Source organism: Polymorphobacter multimanifer (assembly GCF_014205635.1).
GTDB lineage: Bacteria > Pseudomonadota > Alphaproteobacteria > Sphingomonadales > Sphingomonadaceae > Sandarakinorhabdus > Sandarakinorhabdus multimanifer.
This window is the reverse complement of record NZ_JACIIV010000013.1, coordinates 15,345-31,421: the sequence shown is the minus strand read 5'-3', so window position 1 is coordinate 31,421 and position 16,077 is coordinate 15,345. Positions and strand designations below refer to the sequence as shown.

The 16,077-nt window shown below is 66.7% G+C and carries 15 protein-coding genes; 8 read left to right on the top strand and 7 right to left on the bottom strand.

From position 1 onward, the window contains the following. Window positions 1-41 precede the first annotated feature (41 nt). A complete protein-coding gene (locus tag FHS79_RS09910) occupies window positions 42-1,295 on the top strand; it encodes an acetyl-CoA C-acetyltransferase (protein WP_184199087.1) in 1,254 nt (417 codons plus the stop codon). Between the two features lie 67 nt (window positions 1,296-1,362). Further along, complete coding sequence (locus FHS79_RS09905) at window positions 1,363-1,878, top strand: YciE/YciF ferroxidase family protein (protein ID WP_184199085.1); 516 nt, start codon at window positions 1,363-1,365, stop codon at window positions 1,876-1,878. 57 nt (window positions 1,879-1,935) lie between these two features. On the opposite strand, the gene FHS79_RS09900 is transcribed toward FHS79_RS09905, so the two are convergent. Genes FHS79_RS09900 through FHS79_RS09880 form a run of 5 tightly spaced genes read right to left on the bottom strand, consistent with a single transcriptional unit; the run spans window position 1,936 to window position 6,549 of the window. After that, complete coding sequence (locus FHS79_RS09900) at window positions 1,936-3,114, bottom strand: glycosyltransferase (protein WP_184199083.1); 1,179 nt, start codon at window positions 3,112-3,114, stop codon at window positions 1,936-1,938. A 5-nt stretch (window positions 3,115-3,119) separates the two neighbouring features. Beyond that, the gene (locus FHS79_RS09895; protein ID WP_373289726.1) at window positions 3,120-3,644 is read right to left on the bottom strand and encodes a DUF2141 domain-containing protein; all 525 of its coding nucleotides are present in this window, start codon (window positions 3,642-3,644) and stop codon (window positions 3,120-3,122) included. A 20-nt stretch (window positions 3,645-3,664) separates the two neighbouring features. Further along, the gene (locus FHS79_RS09890) at window positions 3,665-4,606 is read right to left on the bottom strand and encodes a hypothetical protein (RefSeq protein WP_184199080.1); all 942 of its coding nucleotides are present in this window, start codon (window positions 4,604-4,606) and stop codon (window positions 3,665-3,667) included. A 45-nt stretch (window positions 4,607-4,651) separates the two neighbouring features. Further along, window positions 4,652-5,800 (bottom strand): glycosyltransferase, encoded by a 1,149-nt coding sequence (locus tag FHS79_RS09885; RefSeq protein ID WP_184199077.1) that lies wholly within the window; start codon window positions 5,798-5,800, stop codon window positions 4,652-4,654. 5 nt (window positions 5,801-5,805) lie between these two features. Next, complete coding sequence (locus FHS79_RS09880) at window positions 5,806-6,549, bottom strand: 3'(2'),5'-bisphosphate nucleotidase CysQ (protein ID WP_184199074.1); 744 nt, start codon at window positions 6,547-6,549, stop codon at window positions 5,806-5,808. 116 nt (window positions 6,550-6,665) lie between these two features. On the opposite strand from FHS79_RS09880, the gene FHS79_RS09875 reads away from it, so the two are divergent. From FHS79_RS09875 to FHS79_RS09855, 5 genes are all read left to right on the top strand, one after another. After that, on the top strand, window positions 6,666-8,012 hold the full coding sequence (locus tag FHS79_RS09875) for a spinster family MFS transporter (protein WP_184199071.1): 1,347 nt from the start codon (window positions 6,666-6,668) through the stop codon (window positions 8,010-8,012). A gap of 31 nt (window positions 8,013-8,043) precedes the next feature. Then, complete coding sequence (locus tag FHS79_RS09870; RefSeq protein WP_184199068.1) at window positions 8,044-8,787, top strand: TorF family putative porin; 744 nt, start codon at window positions 8,044-8,046, stop codon at window positions 8,785-8,787. A 105-nt stretch (window positions 8,788-8,892) separates the two neighbouring features. Then, window positions 8,893-9,360: a 5-(carboxyamino)imidazole ribonucleotide mutase gene (gene purE, locus FHS79_RS09865; protein ID WP_184199342.1), complete on the top strand. Its 468-nt coding sequence runs from the start codon at window positions 8,893-8,895 to the stop codon at window positions 9,358-9,360. Between the two features lie 11 nt (window positions 9,361-9,371). Continuing rightward, complete coding sequence (locus FHS79_RS09860; protein WP_184199066.1) at window positions 9,372-10,442, top strand: 5-(carboxyamino)imidazole ribonucleotide synthase; 1,071 nt, start codon at window positions 9,372-9,374, stop codon at window positions 10,440-10,442. A gap of 16 nt (window positions 10,443-10,458) precedes the next feature. Next, on the top strand, window positions 10,459-11,679 hold the full coding sequence (locus tag FHS79_RS09855; protein ID WP_184199063.1) for a TCR/Tet family MFS transporter: 1,221 nt from the start codon (window positions 10,459-10,461) through the stop codon (window positions 11,677-11,679). Between the two features lie 3 nt (window positions 11,680-11,682). On the opposite strand, the gene FHS79_RS09850 is transcribed toward FHS79_RS09855, so the two are convergent. Both FHS79_RS09850 and FHS79_RS09845 read right to left on the bottom strand, forming a co-directional pair. Further along, window positions 11,683-12,891, bottom strand: coding sequence for a glycosyltransferase family 4 protein (locus tag FHS79_RS09850; RefSeq protein ID WP_184199061.1), 1,209 nt, complete (start codon window positions 12,889-12,891; stop codon window positions 11,683-11,685). Window positions 12,892-12,905: 14 nt separating this feature from the next. Beyond that, the gene (locus tag FHS79_RS09845; RefSeq protein WP_184199057.1) at window positions 12,906-14,051 is read right to left on the bottom strand and encodes a polysaccharide biosynthesis/export family protein; all 1,146 of its coding nucleotides are present in this window, start codon (window positions 14,049-14,051) and stop codon (window positions 12,906-12,908) included. A 549-nt stretch (window positions 14,052-14,600) separates the two neighbouring features. Here FHS79_RS09845 and FHS79_RS09840 point away from each other — a divergent pair. Beyond that, window positions 14,601-16,061 (top strand): mannose-1-phosphate guanylyltransferase/mannose-6-phosphate isomerase, encoded by a 1,461-nt coding sequence (locus FHS79_RS09840; protein ID WP_184199055.1) that lies wholly within the window; start codon window positions 14,601-14,603, stop codon window positions 16,059-16,061. Window positions 16,062-16,077: the final 16 nt, after the last annotated feature.

Here is a 16,077-nt window from a genome sequence, read left to right as displayed (position 1 = left end):
CGGTGGCGGGTGCGATGTTGGCGCCAAGAGGGAGCCTCACCATGCCTGAAGCCTATATCATCGACGCCGTCCGCACCCCGCGCGGGGTCGGCAAGCCGGGCAAGGGGGCATTGAGCCATCTGCACCCGCAGCACCTCGCCGCCACCGTGCTGGCAGCCTTGCGAGACCGCAACGGCATCGACACCGCCACCATCGACGACATCATCTGGTCCACCAGCAGCCAACGGGGCCCGCAGGCCGGCGATCTGGGGCGCATGGCAGCGCTCGATGCGGGTTTTGATATCCGGGCCAGCGGCATGACGCTCGATCGCTTCTGCGGCGGTGGCATCACCGCGGTCAATCTCGCCGCGGCCCAGGTGATGAGCGGCATGGAAGACGCGCTCATCGCCGGCGGCACCGAGATGATGAGCCTCACATCTGCCATGGCCGCCGAGGACATGGCCGCCGGCCGCCCGCCGATGATGATGGGCTCGGGCAACAAGCATCTGCAGGCGTTGCACCCCCAATCGCACCAGGGCGTGTGCGGCGATGCCATTGCCACCATGGAAGGCATCAGCCGTGCCGATCTCGATGCGCTTGGCCTCGAGAGCCAGAAGCGCGCTGCCGCTGCCATCGACGAGGGGCGTTTCGGACGCTCGGTGGTGCCGGTGCTGAACGAGGATGGCTCGGTCGCGCTCGACCGCGAGGAATATCCCCGCCCGGAAACCACCGCCGAAGGCCTGGCCGGGCTCAAGCCGGCGTTCCAGATGATTGCCGACATGCCGATCGATGCTGACGGCACGACGTTCCGCGCGCTCATCAACCGCCGCTATCCGGAGCTGAAGATCGAGCATTTTCACCACGCCGGCAATTCCTCGGGCGTGGTCGATGGCGCCGCGGCGCTGCTGCTCACCTCCAAGGCCTATGCCGAAAAGCATGGCCTCAAGCCGCGCGGCCGTATCGTCGCCATGGCCAACATGGGCGATTGCCCGACGCTGATGCTCAATGCCCCGGTGCCGGCAGCGCGGAAAGTGCTCGAAAAGGCCGGCCTCACCGTGGACGACATCGACCTGTGGGAGATCAACGAGGCCTTTGCCGTGGTCGCGGAAAAGTTCATCCGCCATCTCCGGCTGGACCGCGACAAGGTCAACGTCAACGGCGGGTCGATCGCGCTTGGCCACCCCATCGGCGCCACCGGCGCCATCCTCATCGGCACCGTTCTCGACGAGCTCGAGCGGCGCGATCTCAAGCGGGGGCTGGTGACGATGTGCGCCGCCGGCGGCATGGCCCCGGCGGTGATCATCGAGCGCATTTGAGGGAACTTCGGCGCAGCGCAGCGGTTGGTGGACCGAAGCGGCATTGGGGCCGCAGCGGAGAACCGAAATGTCAGCACCATCCAGCCTCCACGACCTTCTCGCCGAGGAACTCGCCGACCTGTGGTCGGCAAATGACCAGATGCAGCGCACGGTCAAGAAGATGGCCGCCAAGGCCAGTGACGAAGACCTGAAGGACATGCTCGACGAGTCGCAGGCCGGCATCGAGAAGCACACCGAAACGCTGCAGTCGCTGCTCGAAGACCTGGGTGAAAAGGTCAAGAAGGAGCATTGCAAGGGCATGGAAGGCCTCGCAGCCGAAGCGCTCAAGCACACCACCGGCAGCGATGCCCCCGAAGAAGGCCCGGTGCTCGATGCGCTCATCATCGCGCAGTATCAGCGGATGAGCCACTACGGCATCGCCGGTTTCGGCACCGCCGCCTCCTACGCCCGCACGCTCGGCCTCGACGACGCGCATGAGCAGCTCGCCGAAATCACCGACGAAATCTACAACAGCGACGAATACATGACCAAGCTCGCCGAGACGACGGTCAATATCGAAGCCGACGTCAGCGACGACGCCTGATCGCTGAAGCCTGACCGAAAGGCCGGCGTGGTTGATGACCGCGCCGGCCTTTTGTCGTCAGGCCGCGCGCGCCGCCACCGGGGCTGTCACCAGGCTTTCGTAAAGCGCGAACAGCTCGGCAAAATGCCGGTCCATCTCCTGCACATTCCCCGCATCGGCCAATGCCCCCGCCCGCAGCGCCGGCAGCGAGTCGATGGCAGCAACGATCGTGTCGGCCATGCGCGCCGGATCGCCTGCCGAATAGGCGAGGCCGGCACCCGGCGTCAGCTGGTCGATCGCCGCCCCATCATCGGGCACGATGATCGGCAGTCCGGAAGCCCGCGCTTCCGCCGGCGTCATGCCATAGGTTTCCGCCGAAGACCCGTGCAGCAGCAGGTCGGCACTCGCCAGCACCTGCGCCATCTCCTCGCGGCCGCCCAGCGGTGCAAGCAGCAGGATATGCGGGTTGTTGTCGGCGGCGCGCACCACGCGGCGCCGGGCATGGCCATCGCCGATGATCACAAGCCCCAACGGGCGCCGCACCCCGGCCGCCGTTGCCCCTTCGATCACCATCGGCCAGCGCTTTTCGGGGCTGAAACGCCCCACACCGACCAGCAGTGTCGCCGTCTCGGGCAGGTTGCACCGCGCCAGCAGCCGTGCCCGCAAGGCAGGATCGCGCAAGGCGGGCGAGAAGAACCCCGGCTCGACACCCATGGGAATGGTGTGCACCCGCTGCAGCCCGCCCGCCACCAGCCGGTCCGACAAGTTGTTGCTCGCCGAGATGATCGCATCATAGCTGGCGTCCATCCGCCGCAAATGCCGCCAGAACCAGTCGAACCCCCGATCGATCGTCTCGCGCTTCGCCACCCGCTCGAACCAGCGATACGCCCAGGCGGTGAGCGGATCGGCGTGCATGATGAGTGCGCGCGGAGCCCGTCCTGGCCATTCCGCCACCGAAGTGCTGCTCCCCCAGGGGCTCGACGCTTCGACGAAATCGGGCTTCAGCTCGTTCAGAAGCCGGCGGATGATCGCGTCGCTCTCGAAATAGCAGTAACTCTTGTCGAGCGGGAAATGCGGGGATTTGATCGTGAGCAGTCGGCCACCGGGCGCCACCATGTCGTCGGCCGCATCATTGCCGGGGGCCACCACCGTCAGGCTGTGACCGAAGCGCTGGGCGGTCTGCAATTTGCGGCGGGTATAGGTGCGGATGCCCCCCCCGGTGGGGGAATAGAGCGCCGAGATATCGACGATGTGCATCCGCCTCAGCGTTCGATCGGGCCGAAATTGAACAGCCCCCGCCGATAGTTCATCCGCACATTGACTCGGGTCAAGCCGTTGCCGGCCTCAATGCGGGCACTCGCGGCTCTGGGCTTGGAGAGCCCCAGCTTCGGGTTGCCGGCAAAGCCCACCCCATCGGTGGAAAGCCCGAACTTGCGGTTGGCATCGCGGTCATGCAGCAGGATGAAGGAATAGGCGCCGGGGCCGGGAATGCGGACGCACAGCTGCACCGGGCCGGACTTCGGCACCGGCACCTCGACCCGCCTGAACGTCTTGCCCGCCATGATCAGTTTGTTGTCATCCTCGAGAAAATCATCGTCATTGGCCGGGTAGAGCTCGGCCTTGAGATTGCCGGCGCGGTCCTTCAGCCCGTCGACGGTGATGATCACCGCCGGGCCATTCTCGGGCGTGCCGCATTGCGCCTCCCTCTTGCCCAGATCGGGGGTGCTCGGCAAATACCCCGGCTGGCCTTCCTTCGGCAGGTCGGCAGCAACCAGCAACAGCGTCAGCGGAGCCAGCAGCAGCCGCTTCAACGCTTCATGCCCAGCGGCTCGACAAGGCTCAGCACGAGCCCGAGCGCCAGATGCGCCGCAAGCGTGATGCTCGCCATCATCGTCATCAGCGCGCCGATCTCGGCGTCATGGCCGATCATGAACACTGCCAGCCCGGCAAAGACGATATCCTTGTTGGGCATCAGCGGCAGCCGCGACAGCAACAGCCGGCACGCCGCCAGCATCAGCCACCATTGCAGCGCCACCTGTGGCAGCACCAGATGCCAGCACACCGCCACCAGCGCCGTGCTCACCAGGATGCGCACCAGATGCATCATCCCCGCGAAGCGCAGATCGGCACCGGGGAGGCTGAACAGCGCCTTGCGGAAGAATATCAGCAGGCTGGAAGTGACCAGCACGACGCCGATCGAACCGGCAAGCGTCTTCGCTTCGATCCCGAACGAAAGCGTCGCCAGCAGCGGTGCCGCAACCACCAGCATGACCAGCGTGACGGCATTGCCCATCAACGCCGACAGGATCGCGACATCCTTGATGGCGCCGAACGGCGTGCTCACCATCTCGGTGCGCCGCCGCGCCCAGGTGTAGAAATACACCTCGCCGACATAACCCAGCAGCAACTCGTTGCCGATCATCTTGCGCACCAGCGCGGTAAAGCCGTCTGCCGGGATCCGCCACAGCCGCCGGAAGATCGCAAAATCGGTCGCCGCCGGCACGAAATAGGCAAGCGCGAACACCAGCCAGAACGCCGGCGACGCCGGCACCATCGCCATGACCTCCGACAGATCGACCCGTGCCAGCTCGCGCACCGAAACGACAAGCACTGCCAGCGAAATGGCAGCCCCCAGCCACCAGGTCCAGCTGCGCTGCGGAACAGCAAGCGGCTTGGGGTCGATGATGGTGGCGGCAGCTGGGGGAGCGGCGCCGGGATTGGCTGTCAACACGCGTTGGTCTGCCTTCATTGCACGCCTGCGGCCCTAGGACCGCAATATGGCATTTTCGCGACTCTACGAAGCGGCATGCCGACTCGTTCCCGCAAACAAGGCCCGATGCGCCGGCAATCCTTTCTCGACCGTGAATGCCCGCGCCATGGCCAGCATCGCCGCCGGATCAGGGCCGTCTCCGGCGCGCACCCGCGCCGCCATCACCTGCATCGCGGCCCCAAGCGCCGCCGGGTCCCGCACCGGCACCAGCAACCCGCGCCCCTCGGCGAGCAGGTCGGCCATGTTGATGCTGCAGTCGGTCGCCACCACCGGCAGCCCGGCGGCAAGCGCTTCGAGCACCACCACGCCCAGCCCTTCATAGTCCGATGCCAGCACGAACACATCATGCGCCGCCATCGCCGGCACCGGATCGGACAGATGGCCGGGCATCGACACGCGCGCGTCGATACCAAGCTCCTCCGCCAGCGCCTCCAGCGCCGCCCGCGCCCCGCCCTCGCCGATGATCGTCAGCCGGTCATCCGGCCCGGCAGCATCGGCAAACGCGCGCAGCAAATTGGCCATGTTCTTCTGCCGTGCCAGCCGCCCGATGCAGAGAAAGCGCGTGCCCTGCGCCGCGGGCCTGCGTGCAGCAGCGGTGGCCGCCAGCCGCCCAAGCTCGGCTTCCGAGAAACAGGGGTTGGGAATCATGGTGATCCTGTCCGGCGCGATCCGGCCGATCCGGCTTATCTCCTCCACCGCCGCCGGCGCCATGGCGATAACGGCATCGAACAACCGCATCTGCAGCCGCACCCAAAGGTGATAGCCCCAGCGCACCGGCACCGGCAGGTCGCGGCGTTCAAGATCGTTGCTGATCTTGATCACGATCGGCGGGCAGCGCCGCCCCAGCCACAGCCGCATGGCCGCCGCCACCACCGCATAGGCATTTCCGGGGCAGAACAGCACATCGGGCCGCAGCGCCCTGATCTGCGCCGGCAGCTTCGCGATCATCCACAGCGTCTCATAACCGGCGGTGCGGTCGGAGGCGCCGTCGAGCGCATGCACCTCCAGCCCCCGCGCATCGTCTGCCATCGGCCCTGTCAGCCGCCCCATCACCAGCGGCACATCCATCGCTTGCTCGCTTGGGCCGGCGGCCGTCAGCGCCTGCAGCAGCCGCAGCGCATCGCGCTCCACGCCGCCGGGACCGAAGGCGTGGAGAAAGGTCAGCACCCGCACGGGCGTCAGCCGAGCGATGCCAGCAACGCCAGTGCCCCCGCAGCGCGCGATCGGTGGCAGACGATCAGATCGGGCACCAACGGCTGTGCGTGATTGTAGGTGACCGGACTGCCATCGAGCCGCGAACAGTGCAGCCCGGCCGCCAGCGCCACAGCAAAGGGCGCGCAACTGTCCCATTCCGACTGGCCGCCGGCGTGAAGATACAGCTCGGCCTCGCCGTTCATCACCGCCATCACCTTCGCCCCGGCACTCCCCATCGGCATCAGCGTGGCGCCGAGCAGCGGGGCGGCACGCAATGCTATCACCGGTGGTCGGGTGCGGCTGACGAGCAGGCGCAGCGGCCGCGCCTCGTCGTGAAGGGCAGGCGGCTCCAAACTGTCATGGCAGCGGCCGAACGCCGGCAGCGCCACGGCCCCCGCCGTCGGCATGCCGTCCACCGCCAGCCCCACATGCACCGCCCAGTCATCGCGCCGCTCGGCAAATTCGCGCGTGCCATCGACCGGATCGATGATCCACACCCGCCGCGCCGCCAGCCGCGCCGGATGATCGACCGATTCTTCGGAAAGGATTGCATCATCGGGCCGCGCCGCGCGCAGGGCATCGAGGATCAGCGTGTTGGCCTGGCGATCGCCCGCCTTGCCGAGCGCCTCGCCCTGCAGCCGCTGGTCACGCCGCAACGCCAGCAGCAGATTGCCCGCAGCAATGGCCAGGCTCCGCGCCAGTCGGACATCGTCTGCAAACATTGTCATCGATGCGGTCATCCAAAAGCCACTACGGCGCTTGCCAGCAGCGCGCCAGCCCGGCAGTCTTGAGAGGAGGCATGCTCCCGCCAGAGGTGCAGCCAATGTTCGGGGAAGGAAGACGCATGGCGTCGGAACCAGTTGCCGGGTCAGTCGCAGGCACCATCGCCGCGGGGCAGACGCGCGTCACCTCCGAACGGCTGCTGCTGGGCACGTTGCTCACCGTCTATATCCTCAACTTCCTCGATCGGCAGATCGTCACCATCCTCGCCGAGCCGATCAAGCGCGATCTCGGGCTGTCCGACACCCAGCTCGGCCTGATGACCGGCCTCGCTTTCGCACTCTTTTATGCCATACTCGGCATCCCCATCGCCCGCTATGCCGACCGGCCGCAGGCCAACCGCGTCGGCCTGATCAGCGTGTCGCTGCTGCTCTGGTCGGGCATGACCGCGGTGTGCGGGCTGGCGCAGAACTTCGCCCAGCTGCTCCTCGCCCGCGTCGGTGTCGGCGTTGGCGAGGCCGGCTGCACCCCGGCAGCCCACAGCCTGATCGCCGACGCCGTGCCGCCCGAGCGTCGTGCCGGCGCCATCGCCTTCTACGGCATGGGCATCCCGATCGGCTCGCTGCTCGGCATGGTCATTGGCGGCCTGCTTGCGGACTCTGTCGGCTGGCGCTCGGCGTTCCTCGTCGTCGGCCTTCCCGGCGTGCTGCTCGCCGCCTTCGTCTGGTTCGCGCTCCGCGATCCGCGCCGCGCCGGGCTGATAACGACCACCAAGGCCCCGCCGGCACTTTCGGCGGGTGCGGCACTCCGCGAGGTCTTCTCGAGCCGCGCCTTCGTGCTGCTCGCCATCGCCTCCGGGCTTGTCGCCTTCCTCGGCTATGGCAAGACCGCCTGGTCCGCCATCTTCTTCATCCGCAGCTTCGGCCTCACGCCGGGCGAGACCGGGCTCACGCTCGGCATTGTCGCCGGTCTTTCCAGCCTGCTTGGCACCTGGGCCGGCGGCTGGGTGTCGGACAGGTTCGCCCGCACCGACAAGCGCCACATGCTCACCGCGCCCGCCATCGGCATGGTGATCGCCGCCCCCATCCTCTTCGTCGCCTATAACGCCACCAGCTGGCAGATGGCGCTCGCCTTGCTGGTGGTGCCCACCATCTTCAACTCGATGTACTATGGCCCCGCCTATGCCGCAGTGCAGGGGCTGGTCCGCAAGGAAGCGCGCGCCGTCGCCACGGCCACGCTGGTGTTCGCGCAGAACCTCATCGGTCTCGGCCTCGGTCCGCTGTTCTTCGGCATGATGTCCGATGCCTTCCAGCCGCTGGCGGGGGCGGAGAGTGTGCGCTGGGTGCTGTGGGGGGCCGCCTGGCTGGGGCTGCTGCCCGCCTTCTTCTTCTGGCGCGCCAGCCTGCGCCTGACCGCCGAAGGCGCTGCGGTGACCGCAAGGGCCGATGCAGCCGCCCGTGCTGGCGGTTGACCCGGCGAAGCCACTGCGGCAGTCGAGCAGGATGATCCGTGTTGCCCTGCTTCTCGCCCTTGTCGCTGCCCCCGTTCAGGCGGCCCCCATCGTGTCCGGCGAGGCGATGGTGGTGTCGGACTATCGCTTCCGCGGCATTTCGCGCTCCGATGCCAAGCCGGCTGCCACGGCCCGGCTCGGTGTCGATCTCGGCATCGTCTATGCCGAGGCCTTTGCCGCCTCCCTCAGCGGCTGGGGCCGCTTCGGCGGCGCCGAAGCCGAGGTCGACATCAGTGCCGGGGTGCGCCAGTCGCTCGGGCTGGCGTCGCTCGATCTGGGGGTGACACTCTACAACTTCATCGATGCCGACGCGCCCGCGAGCGTCGCTGAAGCACAGGCGAAAATCTCGGGTGGCATCGGCCCGCTGCGGCTGACCGCCGGCACCGCCTGGGCGCCGCCACAGCGCGGATTGGCCAGTGCCACCTCACGGCGCGGCAGCAATCTCTACACCTGGGGGGCTGCCCATGCCGACATCATCGGCACGCCGCTCGCCCTAGATGCCCGCATCGGCCATTCGCGCGGGCGTCCCGGGCTCGGCGGGGCAGGGGCCTTGCTCGGCTCGGCGCGCGCCTGGGATTGGCGGCTGGGTGCCACCTACGCCACCGGCCCCTTCTCCATCGGTGCCGCCGTCACCGGCACCGACCTTTCCGAGCGTGCCGATGCGCTGCTCCGCACCCCGCGCGGCAGCCGCATCGCCGGCACAGGGGTGCTCGTCAGCGTCGGCGCCGGCTTCTGATCGCACATTGCCTTTCGCCCCGTCCCGGCTAATGTCCCCGCCTTTCGTCCGGCCTTTCCGGACAGGTGGGAGGGTGCGGTGACGCAGCCATTGGTGGGCATCATCATGGGATCGACGTCGGACTGGGCAACAATGTGCCATGCCGCCGAAACCCTTGAAAAGCTCGGCGTGGCCCACGAAGTCCGCGTTGTCAGCGCCCACCGCACCCCGCAGCGGCTTTACGACTATGCCGGCAGCGCGGTGACGCGCGGCCTGCGCTGCATCATTGCCGGGGCCGGCGGGGCAGCGCACCTGCCCGGCATGGCGGCCGCACTCACCCGGCTGCCGGTCCTCGGCGTGCCGGTCGAATCCAGGGCGCTGTCCGGCGTCGACAGCCTCTATTCCATCGTCCAGATGCCCGCCGGCATCCCCGTCGGCACGCTGGCCATCGGCAAGGCAGGCGCCATCAACGCAGCGCTCCTCGCCGCCGCGATGCTCGCCACCACCGACGAGGCGCTCGCGTCACGCCTAGATGCTTGGCGCGCCGCCCAGACCGCAAGCGTTGCCGACACCCCAACCGATCGGCTGCCGTGAGCACGTCTCCGATGATTCCCCCGGGCTCCACCATCGGCATCCTCGGCGGCGGCCAGCTCGGCCGCATGCTCGCGCTCGCCGCCGCCAACATGGGCTATCGCTGCCACATCTTCGCACCCGAAGCCGAAGTGCCGGCCGGGGACGTCGCCGCGCGCGTCACCCGCGCCGACTATACCGATTTCGCCGCCCTCGAAGCCTTCGCCGACGAGATCGACGTCGCGACCTATGAGTTCGAGAATGTCGACACTGCCGCCGTCCGCCACCTCGCCACACTCGTGCCGGTTCGCCCCGGCGCCGAGAGCCTCGAAGTGGCGCAGGACCGACTGGCGGAAAAGCGCTTCGCCGAGGCGCACGGCGGCCGCGCCGCCGGCCATGCCGCGGTGGACAGCCGCGCCGATCTCGATGCCGCCCTTGCAGGCATCGGTTGTCCCTCGGTCCTCAAGACCCGCCGCATGGGCTATGACGGCAAGGGCCAGGCGCGCATCACCACCCCCGCCGATGCCGACCAGGCCTTTGCCGCGATGCGCGGCAGCCCCGCCATCCTCGAGGCCTGGCTCGAATACTCCCATGAATTCAGCATCATCCTCGCCCGTGGGCTGGATGGGGCCATCTGCCACTGGCCGGTGGCCGAGAACCGCCATGTGAAGGGCGTCCTTGCCTCCAGCCATGTCCCCGCCCCGCCGGCGGTGCTGCGCCAGGTGCCGGAGGCCCGCGCCATCGCCGAGCGGGTGGCGCATGCGCTCGGCCATGTCGGCGTGCTGACGCTCGAATTCTTCGCAACCGCCGATGGCCCGCGCTTCAACGAGATCGCGCCGCGCGTCCACAACAGCGGCCACTGGACGATCGAAGGTGCCCGCGCCTCGCAGTTCGAAAACCATGTCCGCGCCGTCTGCGGCCTGCCGCTCGGCGCGCCGGACCTCACCGCGCGGGAAATCCGCATGCAGAACCTGCTCGGCGAGGAGGTACATGACTGGGCGCGGCTGCTCGCCGATCCGGAAGCGCATCTCCACCTCTACGGCAAGGCCGCCGTGCAGCCGGGTCGCAAGATGGGGCATGTGACCTGGCTCTCGCTGCTGCCATGATGCCCGCCCACACCGCATGAACCGCGCGCTCGCCTTCATCTTCGTCACCGTCCTCATCGATGCCATCGGCTTCGGGATCATCGTGCCGGTGATGCCGGGGCTGATCGTCAGCCTCACCGGCAAGAGCTTCGCCGGGGCCGCTGAAGTCAGCGGCATGATCATGCTGCTGTATGCCGTCACCCAGTTCATCTGCGGCCCCATCATCGGCGGCCTGTCGGACCGGTTCGGCCGACGCCCGGTGCTGCTCGCCAGCCTGTTTGCCTTCGGGGTCGATTATCTGGTGATGGCCTATGCGCCCACGCTCACCTGGCTCGTTGTGGCGCGCTTCTTCGCCGGCGTCACCGGCGCCAGCTTCTCCACCGCCTATGCCTATATCGCCGACATCTCGCCGCCGGAAAAACGCGGCCCCAATTTCGGCCTCATCGGCATGGCGTTCGGCTTCGGCTTCATCATCGGCCCGGCACTCGGCGGCATCGTCGCCGGTTGGGGCGAGCGGCTGCCGTTCTTCCTTGCGGCCGGGCTGGCGTTCACCAATGTCGCCTACGGCTATTTCGTCCTCCCCGAAAGCCTGGCAGCCGAAAACCGCCGCCCCTTCAACTGGCGGCGTGCCAACCCGGTCGGCGCGCTCATCCGCTTCCGCGCGTCGGCCCCCATGGTGCTGATGCTCGGCCTCACCGTGCTGGTCTGGACCATCGGCTACCAGTCGCTTTACGCCACCTGGAATTACTACACGATCGAGCGCTTCGACTGGACGCCCGGCGAGGTCGGCTGGAGCCTCGCGGCCGTTGGCATCGTCGGCGCGCTCGTGCAGGGGGTGCTCGCTCGGCGGCTGATCCCGCGCTATGGCGCCCGCAACATCGTCATCGCCGGGGTCATTTCGGGCATCGGCGGCTATCTCTGCTATGCTTTCGCCGTGGCGCCGTGGATCATGTACCTCGGCATCGTCGTCGCGGCGCTGCAGGGGCTGGTGTTCCCGTCGCTGCAATCGCTGATGTCGGCCGGCACCGCCCCCTCCGAACAGGGCGAGCTGCAAGGGGCCGTTGCCAGCCTGCAGAGCCTCGCTGCGATCGTGGGGCCACCGCTGATGACCCAGAGCTTCGCCGCCTTCTCGTCGAGAGCCGCACCGATCTACTTCCCCGGCGCGCCCTATCTGCTCGCCATCGGCTTCAGCCTCGTCGCCTTGGTCATCTTCAGCCGCGCCATAGCGCTCGGCGCCGGGCGCCCCGCTGTGGCCTAGGACCTAGGCAAGGACCTGACTGCCGCCGGCGGCGGCGAGTTGCGTGATGAAGGCGTCGACCCTGGCGAAATGGCTGGGCCAGTCGGGCGCCGAAAAGCCCTGCATCCGCGCCATCTGCGCTGCGCGGCGCTCGCTGTCTGCGGCGGCGTAATCGACAATGGCTGATGTCCATCCCGCAACATCGTCGGGCGGCAGAAGGTCGGGCACAGCTTGCCCGATCTCGCGGAACACCGGCAGGTCGCTGGCGATCACCGGCACCCCGGCCCCGAGCGCCTCGACCAGCGGCAGGCCATAACCTTCGGCGTGGCTCGGAAACAGCAATGCCCGTGCCCCGGACAGCAAGCGCGCGATATCGGCATCCTCGACCGCGCCCGCTTCGAGGACACTGGTGCCGAAGCCGCCGGCGTCGAGCCGGGCAAGAACATCGTCGCACGCCCAGCCGCGGCGGCCGATGATGGTCAATTGCGGTGCTGCCGGGCCATGCGCCTTCCACAGCTGTTCCCATACATCGAGCAGGAGCATGTGGTTCTTGCGGCTCTCGATGGTGCCCAGCACAACGAAGGTCGGCGGTGCCTTGCTGGCCGCCAGCCGCACTGCGCGCAGTTCAGGGGTACCGGGCCAGGCAACAATGGCCGGTGGCATTGGCAGACCATGGTTGCCCGCGAAATCGACCACTGTCTCGAGGGTGTGGCCGCTGTTGGCCACCAGCCCATGGCCCGTCGAAAGCATGGCGCGCATCCGAAGGTGGTGGCGCTCAGCTTCGCCTGCCCGGCAGAACTGCGGATGGGTGATCGGAATGAGATCATGGACCAGATAGACGGGTTTGATGTCGGTTGCTCGGCACCAGCCGTCGAGACCGGGTGTGTTGAGCCCGGTGTGGCCGGGGTTGAGCCATATCCGCCCACGCCCCGGGAGGCTGCGGGCAAGGTCGGTGCCATGGCGCGCGGCAAGCCTGGCCATCCGCCAGCGAAAGCCCGTCCTGTCCGCAGCCGTGCCTTCGTCCTCGGCAAGCAACGCGAAGAGTTTCCGCGACGCTGCGACCGGCAGGATCGCCTTGGCACGGCGCTGCACGATGACCGCTTGCGCGTGCGGCGCATAATGCGCCAGCCACGCCAGGCAGATCCGATCGATGCCCGTCGGTCGCAGTCCCTCCCAGCGCCGCCAGACAAGCCGGGTGGCATCGAGCAGCAGCGGGGCATTGTTGGCGGCCATGCCGGCTCAGCCGATCAACGGACCACGGTACCCACCGTCGCGATCGGCAGGATGGTCGAGGAAATGATGCCCACAAAGCGCTGCAGTTCGGCGACAGGTGAATTGGTGATGTAAATCAGATCGCGGTCCTCGACCCGAAGCTGCTGGGCAAGAAAATAGACCGACGGATCCTTCAGGTCGAAACTGTAGATGATCGGGCGAAGCGGTCCGCCGGGCTGCGCTGGTGGTGCCAGTCGGAAAAGAAACACGCCGCGCGGATCGGCGCGGCCATCCTGCAGGCCGCCGATGCGCCCGAGCGCCTGGGCCAGCGTGATGCCGAACGCTTCGAAGCGAACCTCGTCATTGCGGCCGCTCGCACCCAGCACCGTGAAGCTGTAGGGCTGAAACAAGGCGGTGACGATATCATCGCGCGCCAAAACGATATTGTTTTCATTGCGCTCGATGATGTCGCTCAGGGCCATGCGATAGGTGTTGGCACCGCGGGTCACCTGGATGGTGCTGAGATTGACTGGCGCCTTGACCCCGCCAGCCTGTGCGATCGCATCGAGCAGTCGCTCGCCGCGCGGTGTGAGCGGGAGTCGGGTGGACTGGTTGACTTCACCCACCACGGTGACGTTTGCAGTGGCGTTTCGGACGACGCGCACCAGGGCTTGCGGCGCGTTGGCGCGACCGCGCAGCCGGCGGACGATCTCGGTCTCGATCTCGCGAAGCGTGCGCCCTGCAGCCGGAACGGCGCCGGCAAACGGAATGCCGATCGTCGTGTCGGGGCCGACGACCAGCTCCGGAAGGCTGGTCGGCCGTGCTGTCGAGATCGGTGAACCGATCCGTGTGTCGCTGGCCGGGGCGCCGAACAGCGTCGCCGGCGGCGCTTCCCAGATCGTGACTTCGAGCGCGTCCCCCACGCCCACCACGGTGCCGACAGCCTGCGCGCCGGTCAGGACATCGGCAAAGGCTGGCCAGGGGGCGGGAGCGGCCAGAAGCGGCGCGGTCGTCGGGCCGACCTGAATCACTTCGATGGCAGCCGAACCTTGCTGCGGCGCAATCCGACTTGCGCGATCGATATCGCCCCTGCTCGGCCCGAAGGGCTGACAGCCCGCCAGAACGGTGCCAGAAAGACCGGCAACCAGAAAACGTATCAGGTTGCGACGAAAATTACTCATGGCTGTGCCCTTGCGACAGTGGTGGTCACGCTTTGCCGCGCTGCAACACCCGAATGGTCCTTAGACACATGCGGATTGGCACCGGGCCCATGCCTTGTCAAAGAATGTTTGCCTGACGTCGGTCGCCGATGGCTTGGGGGGAGACGCGGCGGTTACCGCGTTCGATGGCCGATGCGGCGGATCGTTTGGAAAGCGCGGTCGAAATGCTTCTGCCTGCAACCTTCTTGGTGCAAACCAAATTCAAGGCAGCTATGGGCCGTTGACGCACATGAATTTGTGCTACAACGTCGTTGTTATCGAATGACTGCCACCGACGGCGGTTGTTTACCGATTTGTTACATCAGTTGCGGAGTTTTTAAAAATGGTATCGAGCAATGGCCATCGAGTATTCACCGCACATGATGCACCTTGCATCCAAATTTTGTTGCATTCCCCTCAATTGGCAGTCTAGCTTTGTGCACCTGCAGCATCTTGTGTGATGCTTAGGTACATAGCTTAATGCTCCGGTTTTTTGTATGACCTTGCTAATTGGGTACTTGGAGAAGCAACATGTCTAGCTTGACCAGCGTCACCGCCAGTCCGATTCACCCCGTTATCCTTTGCGGCGGTGCCGGAACGCGGCTCTGGCCCACGTCACGGCGGGCGCAGCCCAAGCAGTTCAGCCTGATTGTTGATGGCCACAGCCTGTTCCAGCATGCCGTGAAGCTCGTGGACGGCGAGGGCTTTTCCCCCCCGCTCGCCATCGTTGGTACCGGCCAGCGGTTCCGCGTTCTCGAGCAGCTTGCGCGGATCGAATGTGCTGCAGGGGAAATCATTGTCGAGCCCGATGCACGCAATACCGCACCTGCGGTTCTTGCAGCAGCACTGACGCTCGGTGCCGGCAATCCTGATGCGGTGATGCTCGTGCTGCCGTCCGATCATCGTATTGCCGATATCGCGGCCTTTCGGAGTGCAGTGGCGGCCGCGGAGCCGCGGGCACGCGCCGGTGACCTTGTAACGTTCGGCATTCGCCCCACGCGGCCGGAAACCGGCTATGGTTATCTCGAACTGGCAACGCCCGCCGCGCGCGATGCCGAAAGCCCGCAGGACCTGTTGCGCTTTGTTGAAAAGCCTGATGCCGCACGCGCGGAAGCGATGCTGCAGGGCGGTGTCCATCTCTGGAATGCCGGCATTTTCCTGATGTCGGCCCGGAGCGTCATTGCTGCGTTTCAGACCCATGCGCCCGAAATCTACCAGGCAGTGCGTGAATCAGTCGCCGATGCGAACAGCGACCATTATTTCCTGCATCTCGGCAAGCCTGGCTGGATGAAGGCCGACAATATCTCGATCGATTATGCGATCATGGAAAAGGCCAGCAACATGGCCGTGATGCCCTTTGCCGGCCGCTGGTCCGATCTCGGGGACTGGGCAAGTGTATGGCGTGACAGCGACGAGGATGAAGATGGCAATGTGATCGAGGGCGATGCCCTGGCCTTTGGTTGCACTGGCACCCTGTTGCGCAGTGAAGTGTCCGACCAGATGCTCGTTGGCCTGAATCTCGACGAGATGATCGTCATCGCAACCGCCGATGCCGTCTTGGTGGCACCGCGCGGGTCCAGCCAGCAGGTTGGACGCGTGGTCAGCCAGCTCCGGCTGCTCGATCGTCCGCAAGCCGATGGCGGTCGACGCGATCATCGTCCGTGGGGTTGGTATGAAAGCATTGCAGTACGCAATGGCTTTCAGGTGAAGCAGATCGTCGTCGAGCCGCACCAGGCCTTGTCGCTGCAATCGCACAACCAGCGCGCGGAGCACTGGATCATCCTTGCCGGCACGGCGCGAGTGACCGTTGACGAAATGGTCCGTGAACTGGTTCCGGGTGACTATGTCTTCATCCCGGTCGGCGCGATCCACCGCCTCGAAAACCACCATGACGAGCCAATCATGATGGTCGAGTTGCAGATCGGTGACTATCTAGGCGAAGACGATATTGTGCGGTATTCGGACCGCTATGCGCGCACGGAGGCCGTGTGAGCGCATATCACCGCGT